Here is an 11,208-nt window from a genome sequence, read left to right as displayed (position 1 = left end):
ATTCTCAATGTAATGAATATTTATGTTTAAATATACGAATTTAACTACATGGTTATTGTAATAAAGGGGGAGAAAGATGTTAGATGAATTGTACAATGCTTTATTAAATGCATCGGGTTTTACAGAAAGCGCGAGGAAACGAGATCAGTATGATAAATTACATGATTATTTAAAAGATCAAGAAAGAGAGTTAAAACGATTCATTCAAGATGCTGAATCAGCGAAGAGAGATTATGAGAGTAAAAGTAATGGCTTAGAAGCTAATAAAATTCCGGCAGTTGAATTTGAACAAAAACGTCATGAAAAGGATGAAGAATTAAATACAGTACTATCCTATTTTAAGAGTGCATTAAGCGATGTTGGATCTGCGATAGGTACAGCTTATGCAAAGTATTTGGAATATAAAGCGAAAGCAGAAGCGGAGAAAGCGTCAGCATATGCTGCAGCGACCAAGGCTTTTGAAGAAAAGAAAAAGGAAATTGAAAAACTTATCCATTAAGCATACAAAGAATGGGGGAATCAACATGAGTGGTAAAGAGGTTGAAATTATAGGAAGTAACACTGCAAGTGCCATTTCTTACGCGCAAAATATTGAAAATGGTATGAAGGATTCTTTAAATCAAGCGAAAAACTTAAAAGCATACGTTACATGTGCGAACTGGAATGGAAAAACGAGGGATGCATTTTTAAGTTATCTTGATTTAATCATTCAATATAACTCAGAAATGGTAGAGGCATTTGAAGGACATACGAAAGCTTTGAAAGAGTTAGATAAAAGTATTCAAACGTACGGAGATAGACCGGAAGTAAGGGCGATAAAACAATTGTGATGGAGAAACGAGGGATAAAAGAATGGGGAAAGAAATGAGTTTTGCACCTGCTGAATTATATGTTCTCGCAGGTGCAGCTGGAGTTACGGATATATTTGGATTGCCAAATCGTGACGTAATTATTTTACTTGATGAAGAATGTGTCACGAAAGCAACAACGAGCTTAAAAGAAAAAGGCTTACTTACAAGTGAAAATGGAATTACCCCTGCAGCCTTTCAAATGATTGAACTATTAAAGGAATATGAGAATTGTCACGAATACACGAGAATTAATAATTTGTTAATAGGTTTTTTGAAAGAGGATAAAGACCGAGTGGCTGTATTAACAGAAATAGAGCCAAATAAAAAATACGAGATCGACTACATACCAAAGCCAGACGTATATTTTTCATTATTAACACGCATTCCCTTCTTATTGAGAGAACCGAGGGAGATAGAAGATACATTTTTCTCAAAGAGAATGACAGAGGCAGAACAACAAACATTTGAGGAAAAAGATTTATCAAATAAAGACGTTATAGCGATAGAAACGTATACGAGGCCTCGAAGTAATAGAGGTGGGAAATGGGAATGTTTCTTATATTTCACTGAAGGAGAAGATTTCGTTCAAATAGATGTAGATCGTAATCGATATGACTGGGTGAGCCTCTATGCGGTTAATAAGAAATTGTATGACGTGTTAAAAATGCCGTATAAAAAATTAATTGACCCGAGACAATTCTCATTAGGAGGTATTGAATAATGCAAGTATCAATGGGAGATGGTGGTTCTGGTGGTGGAGAAGAAGTATTAGTTAATTTTCAAGAACTACTTGATATAGTAATGAAGTTAGAAAATATATATAAAATCCATGTAGACGTCATTGGAACGAATATTGAGAGTTTATTAAGCTGTGATTTTTATCAAAAAGGTGAAGCGATGAGAGTAATTGAAAAATATCCTGATATATTACACAAAACACTTGAATTGGCTGAACACTATTCTAGATCGGCGAAAGTTGTAGGAAATGTATGCGTGGAAATGCTTGAAAAGGATGAACAATTACGTGAAAGATTAAGTAAGTTGTAGAAATCACCATACGGCTGGGGGATGAAAACGAAATGGATGTGAAATATAGACCTGAACCATGGCAAGACATGGGGGATGGTATGAATCGAATTACAAAAGATGCACTCATGAAATTACGGTACGCAAATGAATCATTAAAAAGAATTGATGGAAGAATACGAGATTTAGACTCGGATGGTAGTATACATTTTAATCCTAAAGATCAATCGCAAAAAATCGGAGAATTACTTGAGAGCTATTCGACATTACAAAAATATTGCGGAGAAGCAGGGCGAGTAGTCTCTGAACATATAGATAAACCTTTTTTAGTAGAAATGGATAAATTCGCTCAAAAAATGAGAGATACATCTATTCTCAGTTTCACAACAAATAACCGAATTGGCTCTACAACAACGACAGTATTACCAGATGCGCACGCAGGGTACGGAAGTGTACCACAAACAATACAGACGAAAAAAGATAAAATAACAGTAGAAGATATTTTTAAAGATTCACCTGCATTTGATAACGTACTGAAAGCGGAATACAAAGAACTGAAAAAACAAAATCCAGATGCAAAGCTAGATTATGAAGAATACAAGAAAGTAGTCCCATCCACACGAGGATTTGAATACAAATCGATAGAAGATGAACAGAAAAAACTAGAAATGATACGTGACATAGCAATAGGCGGAGGAATCATCATCGCAACAATCCTTTGCCCACCACTCGGGGCCGCTGCCGCAGTAGTATACGGCGCTGTACAAATAAAAAGCGGTATTGACGGAGAAGACTGGGGAACACACAGGAAATTGAGCCAAGAAGAGCGGGTAGGAAACATCATTTTTGGCGGATTAGATGCAATCCCAGTTGTTGGAGCGGTAGGAAAAGGAGTAAAAGCATTCAAAGGCACGAATGAATTAGCTGATTTAGCGAAATTATTAAAATTCAAAGAAGGAATCCCTGGTTTCAATCCAAATTTGGGTAAAAATGTGGTACAATCGCTTAAGGAAAATAAGACTTTAAAGAATGCACTAGATGCTATGAAAAATACTCCTATTCCAGTAGCAGTTAGGATGGTGGATACTGGAATAGGAGTGAAGCTTCCTTATATAGAATCTTCAACTGTTGGAGAAGTAGCTGGAAAGTTTTCAAAGGCAAGTACGGCAGCTAAGGATGACGCTTATCAACTTGCTAAGGGTACGGGTAATAGTAGTAACGTAAACCCAAACAAAATTAAGCTAACTCAGGAAAGAGAAAAATACTATCGAAAGAAAATAGATGAAGCTAAAGCGCGAGGAGATTATAAAGCAGCAGATGATATTAGATATGATCGTCATTGTGAAGAAACGAAACAACCTTTAGAGCGTAAAGATTGGGATGCTAGGACTGAAAATTTAAGAAAGAGCCAAGAGCGTGGAAGAGAAGAAGAAATAAAAGGGAGAAAAGCTTTGGGAGAACATCTTGATCGCCAATTAGAGGACAATAACGCTGGTGAGGTTGTTACATATACATCTAGTGAAGGGCATCTTACGCGTCCAGATAGTATTGGGCGTAATGATAAGGGTGAAATTGATTTAGTTCATGATCACAAACACAAAATGGGTGAAAAAGAGCAAACTATTCATAACGACAGGCAAATGCGAGCTGAAAGAGAAATGCTCGAAGATAAAAATGGGAGTCATGTTGTGACAATATCAAGTGACAAACCTGATTTGAATGGGATTCCTCCTAAACCAAGACCAAGTGGACCTTTGGGTAAGGATAGTGATGTTTACTACACTGATCCAAATAGCGGTAAAGTGACTCATAAATGGGAGAACAATACACGTTTACCTGGTGGAGGTAGGTGGAAAAAGCTGTGAATAAAAATTATTATGTGACTATATTTTTTAATATTAAGGGGGATATACATGAAACCTGATTTTTTCACAATTACAATGTATCCTACAGTATCTTTTAACGAAGAAGAATTATTAGGTCGTCTTTTGGATGTGTTTGAGTCAAATGAAAAATTTGCTCCTACTCATTGGGGCAACTGTGAAACGGTACGGGTAGAATATAACCGTCAGGAAATTCTGGAAAAAGTAGTTTCAGAGCGTAGAGTATCAGAAGTTTACCTGTATCGTGATAAGTCTGTGAACTACACAGGACGTTTTCAAGTTAACTGGAGCCATCGTTCATTTTTAGAGTTTGAGTTTCATAAATCAATACCTAAAAAATTATGGGCTGCTTTTTTTGAGTTATCTGACCAAATCGCAGAAATTGCGAAACCAAGTTATGGAGTAACTCAAATTTTTTGGCCTTTATCATATCCGTGGAATACCGAACATGAACGCTTACAAATGTGGATGGAAATATCTTCCCAACCAATACCAGTTAGGTTTCTTCCTAACGGTCCCTTAGGGATAGGGGCTAGAACATACTTTAGTGGTCATATTTTAGAAATGTTTGATAAGGAATTATTACAAAGTAGTCCAGCTGTGGTATCTGAGCTAGATTGGGGTGGCCTTTGTATTGATATTTTAAATAATCCATTAGAGAGTGACAGTGATACATTACTTGATAATTGGCTACAAGTAATGAAGTATTTGGAACCAGCACAAGTAATGGCTATACCAAGTTTTGATGAAGATCAGATGGGTATAACTTATTCTCCAAATGTTGCTTGGAAGGACTATCTGAAAAGCTAAATGAAAGGAGATCGTAATAGTGAATGAAAATGGTAATGATAAAATAAGAGTCATGGAAATATTAAATAGATCTCAATACAATGATGAGGTTATAGATCAGTTAGATATGAGTGATTTAGACCTTACTTTTTCAGACCTGTCAGAGGTAATGGCAGAGCGTATCATGGCAAAACGAGTTCTGTTAAGAGCTTCTTCATTAATGAGAGCATCGTTTTTTGATTGTGATTTTGAGTTTGCTGATTTCAGAAGTTGTAATTTAGAGGAAATACACATTGCAGATTGTAGGTTTGGTGAAGCGGATTTCTCTAAAGCGAATATGAAATATGCAAAATTGAATATAAGTAGTTGTTTTGAAACATGTTTTGACGAAGTTGATTTTTCATATGGAGAATTAGTTGGAACAATATTAAATCATGCTACTTTTCGCCATGCAAATTTGTCAGGAATCAATGCGGAACAGGCTGACTGTACGGGAACGAATTTCAGTAACGCGAATCTTACAGAAGGTAACTTTGAAAAAGCATATTTAGAAGATGCTAATTTATCAGAAGTCGATGCTAGAAATGTAGATTTTACAAACGCAGATTTAACAGGAGCAATCCTTTTAAATGGGAATTTCACGGATGCGAATTTTACCGGTGCTAAACTTGACAATGTAGACTGGAAGGGAGCAAAGGTAGAAGGAGCCAAGTTTGACGAAAATGTGAAGGAACAAATCTTAAAAATGATTTAAATATGATGGGAAGTATATACATTTAAGCACTCGAAAACCTATGATTGGTAGCGAGTGCTTTTTTCTTAGAGATATTAGAGATTGATAAATAAGTGAAAATCAATATAGATTATTTTTAAGGATTGTTAGATAGATTAAGTCGTGAATATTATATAATTGAAATTAAACTAGCAAAAGGTGTGGACTCCGTATCCCCAATCTTTAAAGGTGTAGAAATACTGCCAGATGGAAGTGTCGTTAGATCTGGAACGAACTATAGCGGGAAATTCCAAGAAGCCCATGATGCCTCTAAGGCGAGTATTCAGAGTAGGATCTCGAATTTGGAGAGTGGTGGGGTTAAGGGTACGGGTAGTAGAGATGCTGATATTCCACCAGCCTTCAAGCAAGAGGAATTTGCCAGTACATATGAATCAAGATTCAAGCAAACACCCGCAGAAACGAATTCAAATGTCGTTTTTGAAGGGGTTAGAGGTGAATCTTTATGTACCCTAAAACCACCACCAGATCCTACGTTACAGAAAATCTTAAATGAAGCTGGTATTAATGGAATTGAGTATAAAAATGGAGTTCCTGATTTTTCACCTGTAGCAAAAGCGCAATTTGAAATTGAATACATGTTAGGCGGGACCGGCAAGCACGGAACAAAAGCTAGAACTATTAATTTTAAACAAGCAGATCAAAAGTTGGCTGAACAACTTAACAATTCACCAGAGTTGGCAAGCAAGTTTGGAATGACTCCTGGGAAAATTAAAGCGGGAGACATTGCGGATTATCGAGAAGAATACAAGTTAACGTGGCACGAATTAAATGATGTGAAGACTATCCAACTTGTACCATCAGAAATAAATGGCAAATTTGGGCATCTTGGCGGCGTAGGAGAGATAAATGCAGGAGCGTTTAAGCCAGGGGAATTTGCCAATAAATAGAAAGGGGGAAATTTAAAATGAAAATAAATGATGCAGTTTTTGGTGAGCTTGAATATGATTATGTCTGGAGTAGAGATACTACCATTGAGTTTTGCGGAAAAGAAGCCGATATTGCTTTGATGATAGATGGTGAAGAAGATGGTGAATTTAGTGAAAAACAGTATGCTTCGTATAATTCTTTAATACAAAATTGGGGGCATCTTCAACAAAGTATTTTGCAACCAATTTTAGATTATTACAAGCAAAAACGATATGAGCTTGGGTATGATGTTTCATATAATGAAAATTATCCTTTAATTGAAACGATTGATCAGCTTCTTGAAAGGATCAGGCTAGTGGGGATTTATGTCCCATCTGCTAGACGCTTTGAAGGCAGATATATTGGACTAACATTTGACTGTACATGGGACATGGAAAATGGGGTAGGTATTCGTCTAATAAATGAAGAGGTAGCTAGGGTAGGATACCAAGATGTTGCAATTTAAGCATTACTATTTGTTAGAAATACACATAACAGAGTATGAAAAATTAGTTTTTTTTGGAAGTTAATAGCAAAAAACAGTAGAGATAGGTACTAGAAATCTCTGCTGTTTTTTTATGCAAATGGAAAAATTAATCTTGAAGGTTATTCCTATCGTACATACCATTGGGGTCTTTTACTAAAGATATTGAATTTGTAAATCCATCTGGTAAGGGTACGGGTGAAGCTACTAGACTTATTCCAGGTACCCCTGGAAAGGTTACAGGAGGTAGTTCTACAAAATTAGGGCAAAATTTATTGGAATCCATGGGGCTTCCACGTTCTGCATCACGGAAAGGATATCAGGCGCAACATATAATACCTAAAAACTTAAGAAATCATCCGGTATTAAAGAAAATTGGAATGGATATGGATCATGCTTATAACGGGATATTTTTACCGATACCAGCAAAAGATCCAAGTGCTTTGTCTAGGCATAGAGGATTTCATAGTGTATATAATAATGTGGTTAAAGATCAGTTAGATAAATTAAATATCAATCAAAGTATTAAGGAGTTGGAACAACAAGTATTTGAATTGCAACAAAAATTAAAAAAAGGTACAGAAAGTGGCTTGCCATTATACAAATCAAAGGTATTAGAAATTGGTATTGAGAAGTTTTACAAGACAAAATTAAATGAAGAAATAAAGATTTGGCAAAGAGGTGGCGGTGCTACTGAAGAACTTTGGGAAAGGTGGATAAATAAATGCAGTACGGAAAAAACACTCAATTAGTCGAAGAGGTTATTAATTTTATTACAAATTTACAACTTTTTCATAATGAAAATCTTCTAAATCGTGATGTTGTTATGGTTAATGAGTATGAAAGAGCACAAGAATTAGCATGGTCTCAAGATTTGGATGAGGTTGAAAACGTTTGGGAAGATATTAAATCCTCAGAAGGTGGGGAAATAATAGGACAATTATATGAGCATGATTTAAACTCTATGGAGCGTCCTATAAGGGAGATTATTCAATCATCCGAGAACTATCCAGGTGATTTTTTATTACAATATATTGATATTTTTGAAGAAATAATTGGAGATTTACATATGTGTGCACTAAATCGTTTAGTAAATGGAAAAGTTGATAATTTTTATGAAAGAATCTTTGAGGTTTATAAGCTTGGGGGATGGCCATGTGGATGGGAAGGTGAATATCCAGAAGGGAGAATAATTGTATATTCACCAGATAAAAAATAAAGTATATTTGCAGTGGAAAGAAAAACAATAAGTGGTTTAAAAGTAGAGACTCATGATGGTTGTACCATCATAGAGTATTACGTACAATGATAGAACAGAAAATGAGGTGCGAGCTTAGGCGAGATGACATTTTACCAGAAGATGAATATAAACGCATGGAAGAGACATAAAACTAACGAACTCGTACAAGCTCGTTAGTTTTAAAGTAATATTTGTCACGATATATATAAGGTGTCATACTATTATTATAAAACTTATAGATTAAAGCTACTTAAAAACAGATGAACTTAAAGCACTTGATTGTCGACTAAAGGCAACGAGTGCTTTTTTGTGTTTTAGCGTAGAAATAATGTGTTACAATCGCTTAAAGAAAATAATCTATTAAAAAACTTAAAAATACAAGGCTGGAAAACCGTAGATAAGATTAATGATGCGGACTACTTCATAAAAGGTCTAATAACAAAAGGTATGGACACCGTATCCCCATTCGTTAAAGGTGTAGAAATATCGCCAGATGGAAGTGTCATTAGATCCGGAACGAACTTCAGCGGAAAAGCAAAAGAAGCCCACGATGCCTCGAAGGCGAGTATTCAGAGTAGGATTACGAATTTGGAGAGTGGTGGGGTTAAGGGTACGGGTGATATTGGAACACCGCCTCGATACGGGGAAAGAAGAATCTCAAAGGAATTATATGATGAATTAAGAGATGGAACGCCTACTGCAAAGCTACGGGAAAAAGTTAATGAGGGCATTGAGGATAAAATAGGAACGCCTGACCCTGCTTTACCTGGTAAGTATATTACAGATAGACTTCAAGCTGATCATATTGTATCAATGAAAAATATAGCTAAGATGGAAAATTTTGATAAACTAACAAAAGAACAACAACTTAAGGTTTTAAATAATGAAGAGAATTTTTTAGGATTAAGTGAAGCAGCCAATAAATCTAAGGGGTCTAAATCTTATTCTGATTGGACAATTTATAAGAAAGAAAAAATTGAAGTTGATCCTAAGTTTAGAGAAGAGATGATAAAGAAGGAAAAAGAATTAGAAATGAAATTACAAAAACAAATTGATGATTTTGTTGAAAGGAAATAAAAAAGGATATAGATAAATAAAGGAGATGACATAGCATTATGGAACAAAAACTTGGGTTTTTAAGAAAATATAAAAGAAATGCACAACTTATATCATGCCATGAGATTAATAAACTTGATTGTGAGAAAATACCAAATTCATGGTATGAATTGTTTCAAGAAGAAAACGTAGACAAGAGAGTTGAGAGTATTTTATCGATATGGAAAGAGCAAGTAGGAGTGGAAATAAGAAACACTATTTCTTATTTGTCTAGGCACCTTGAAGAAGTAGAGCTTATGGACATAAATGGTAGATATTCAATTTTATACACTATTAAAACAGATAATGGTGAAATTCTATATTATGAGGGGGGAAATCCCAAAGATGAGTTTAATAATGAAGCATTAGAAAAATCTTGGGATAAGATTCCTTCAACAATACGAAATTTTTATCGAACTGTTCATAATGGTTTCTATTTTTATGCGAGCCAATCTATGGGTTTAGTTCCTTTAGAAAATGTAACTTTTTTTGATGATGATGAATGGGGTATTATTGAGGAGTTAGAAGAGCCTTTACAAATTGATTTACAAACTACTTTTGGTTTCTTTAAAAGTGGTATGGGTGGTTATGTTGCAGTAGATTATAAGAATTCTAATAATGATAATGCGACTTTATGGTGGACGAATAAAGAGCCTAGATATAATATGAATTTTTGGGACATAGTTGATGAATGGATAGTAATTGGATTTGAAGTTTAGTTTAAAGGTTCTGTTGCAAAGTTTTTATATAAACAAAAAAATCCTCATTTAGTAGGTAGAGTTTATACAACTTTGAATAGGTTCTCTAATTCATTGTACGTCGAAAAAACTAAGTTTGGTTGTTGTAAACTTCGTTTTTATTTATATAGGGCATGAATAGTTTAGTTGCCTTTTAAGGTACGTAAAGCATGGCGAAGCCTTTGAAATCCTGCGGATTTGGAAAAACGTCACTTGATATGTCTATGATCCTGTTCGATGAGGTAATTCAAATGCTTGATTGTGCAATGGATGGTATGCTTATGACCTTGTTCTCTCAATTTATTGAATGAGCAAAGTAACGCGGGAGCCTTGTCTGTTGTGAGAACCGTTGCTTCTCCAAATGTTTTTACTAGTCTTTTCATAAAGGCATAAGCCGCTTGACGCTCTTGTTTTTTGTGGAGCTGAATATACAATGTATGTCCATCTTTATCAATCGCTCGATAGAAAAGAAGATGTTTTTATAAATTGAGTGATGAGCTTAGAAAGATTTTTAAAGAGAATGAGCAAGAACTTTGGTGCTTTTTTACACTATCTCTTGATAGCGATGGAAAGCTGAAGGTACATTATGATTATACCAATTGGTTCAATACTGATTATATCTTTAATGGCCAGTTAGTTATTTTGGAATATAAATATTTAGGAACAGAACTAGATAATAGTAAAAGTAAAGATTTAATTGCCAAGTATTTAGATGAGTATCCCAATAATGTGACTTGGTTAAATAGAGCAGGATATGAATACTCAGTTGACCAGATACAAAGAGGTAAGATTATAGAAAAAGACAGAAAAAGGAATAGGCTGTTAAAAAATAAGTACTCTATGATGGTTATACCATCATAGAGTACTACATGCAATGATAGAATAGAAAACGAAGTACGAGCTTAGGCGAGATGACATTTTACTGGGTGATGAATATAATCACATGGAAAATATATTAAACTAAGAACTCGTACAAGCTCGTCAATTTTAACTTAGTAGTTGTCATGGCATGAAAAAGGTGTCGTACTGTTAATACAAAACTTACAGATCTTATAAATCTTACAAATTTATGCTACTTAAAAACATATGAACTTAAAGCACTTGATTGTCGACTAAAGGCAACAAGTGTTTTTTAATAGATAGGTATGCTTTGAGTGTATAAAAATTATTTTTATGAATTAGGGCTAACAGAAATTACTAGTATTATATAATTGAAAATACATTAGTAAAAGGTTTGAATAATAGCTTTCTCCTTCATTAGAGGTGAAGAAGTATTACTTGATGGAAGCGTACGTAGATACGGTGGAACGAACTTCAGTGAAAGCGTAAAAGAAGCTCATGATGCCTCAAAGGCGAGTATTCAGAGTAGGATCTCGAATTTGGAGAGTGGTGGGGTTAAGGGTA

The 11,208-nt window shown here is 34.8% G+C and carries 13 protein-coding genes and 3 pseudogenes; 15 read left to right on the top strand and 1 reads right to left on the bottom strand.

Annotation, left to right across the window (positions count from 1 at the left end):
* Nucleotides 1-76 precede the first annotated feature (76 nt).
* From AB3X48_RS12220 to AB3X48_RS12160, 13 genes and pseudogenes are all read left to right on the top strand, one after another.
* Entirely contained in the window at nt 77-499 is a 423-nt protein-coding gene (locus AB3X48_RS12220; RefSeq protein ID WP_078174458.1) for an EsxC family T7SS substrate, read from the top strand.
* Between the two features lie 25 nt (nt 500-524).
* A complete protein-coding gene (locus AB3X48_RS12215; protein ID WP_002110836.1) occupies nt 525-830 on the top strand; it encodes a WXG100 family type VII secretion target in 306 nt (101 codons plus the stop codon).
* A gap of 22 nt (nt 831-852) precedes the next feature.
* On the top strand, nt 853-1,572 hold the full coding sequence (locus AB3X48_RS12210; RefSeq protein WP_002066134.1) for a DUF5081 family protein: 720 nt from the start codon (nt 853-855) through the stop codon (nt 1,570-1,572).
* Complete coding sequence (locus AB3X48_RS12205) at nt 1,572-1,898, top strand: MFS transporter (RefSeq protein WP_078174457.1); 327 nt, start codon at nt 1,572-1,574, stop codon at nt 1,896-1,898. The genes AB3X48_RS12210 and AB3X48_RS12205 overlap by 1 nt, the downstream gene beginning before the upstream one ends.
* A gap of 32 nt (nt 1,899-1,930) precedes the next feature.
* Nucleotides 1,931-3,742 carry an ADP-ribosyltransferase gene (locus AB3X48_RS12200; protein ID WP_088099275.1) on the top strand — a complete coding sequence of 604 codons (1,812 nt, stop codon included), beginning with the start codon at nt 1,931-1,933 and terminating at the stop codon, nt 3,740-3,742.
* Between the two features lie 48 nt (nt 3,743-3,790).
* Nucleotides 3,791-4,570 (top strand): hypothetical protein, encoded by a 780-nt coding sequence (locus AB3X48_RS12195; protein WP_016105440.1) that lies wholly within the window; start codon nt 3,791-3,793, stop codon nt 4,568-4,570.
* Between the two features lie 19 nt (nt 4,571-4,589).
* Nucleotides 4,590-5,303, top strand: coding sequence for a pentapeptide repeat-containing protein (locus AB3X48_RS12190; RefSeq protein ID WP_002110824.1), 714 nt, complete (start codon nt 4,590-4,592; stop codon nt 5,301-5,303).
* Nucleotides 5,304-5,425: 122 nt separating this feature from the next.
* Nucleotides 5,426-6,229, top strand: coding sequence for an HNH endonuclease (locus AB3X48_RS12185; protein ID WP_002110822.1), 804 nt, complete (start codon nt 5,426-5,428; stop codon nt 6,227-6,229).
* Between the two features lie 17 nt (nt 6,230-6,246).
* Nucleotides 6,247-6,714, top strand: a complete 468-nt coding sequence (locus AB3X48_RS12180) for a DUF6985 domain-containing protein (RefSeq protein ID WP_002110821.1) — start codon at nt 6,247-6,249, stop codon at nt 6,712-6,714.
* Nucleotides 6,715-6,875: 161 nt separating this feature from the next.
* Nucleotides 6,876-7,484, top strand: coding sequence for an AHH domain-containing protein (locus AB3X48_RS12175; protein ID WP_002110818.1), 609 nt, complete (start codon nt 6,876-6,878; stop codon nt 7,482-7,484).
* Nucleotides 7,457-7,951 (top strand): hypothetical protein, encoded by a 495-nt coding sequence (locus AB3X48_RS12170; RefSeq protein WP_002110817.1) that lies wholly within the window; start codon nt 7,457-7,459, stop codon nt 7,949-7,951. Before AB3X48_RS12175 ends, AB3X48_RS12170 begins: the two co-directional genes overlap by 28 nt.
* A 348-nt stretch (nt 7,952-8,299) precedes the next feature.
* Nucleotides 8,300-9,049 (top strand): annotated as a pseudogene (locus AB3X48_RS12165) (hypothetical protein); the annotation flags it as partial.
* 38 nt (nt 9,050-9,087) lie between these two features.
* A complete protein-coding gene (locus AB3X48_RS12160; RefSeq protein ID WP_002110815.1) occupies nt 9,088-9,786 on the top strand; it encodes an SMI1/KNR4 family protein in 699 nt (232 codons plus the stop codon).
* Between the two features lie 62 nt (nt 9,787-9,848).
* Here the strand turns inward: AB3X48_RS12160 and AB3X48_RS12155 are convergent.
* A pseudogene (locus AB3X48_RS12155) lies at nt 9,849-10,268 on the bottom strand (DDE-type integrase/transposase/recombinase); the annotation flags it as partial.
* 22 nt (nt 10,269-10,290) lie between these two features.
* Here AB3X48_RS12155 and AB3X48_RS12150 point away from each other — a divergent pair.
* On the top strand, nt 10,291-10,665 hold the full coding sequence (locus tag AB3X48_RS12150; protein WP_002110814.1) for an immunity protein YezG family protein: 375 nt from the start codon (nt 10,291-10,293) through the stop codon (nt 10,663-10,665).
* A gap of 377 nt (nt 10,666-11,042) precedes the next feature.
* Nucleotides 11,043-11,208, top strand: a pseudogene (locus AB3X48_RS12145) (DNA/RNA non-specific endonuclease); the annotation flags it as partial.

Origin of the sequence: Bacillus sp. S4 (assembly GCF_040838205.1) — a bacterium.
In the GTDB taxonomy this organism is placed as follows: domain Bacteria; phylum Bacillota; class Bacilli; order Bacillales; family Bacillaceae_G; genus Bacillus_A; species Bacillus_A cereus_U.
Note: the sequence above shows the minus strand (reverse complement) of the source record. Positions and strands in the feature narration are given on the sequence as shown.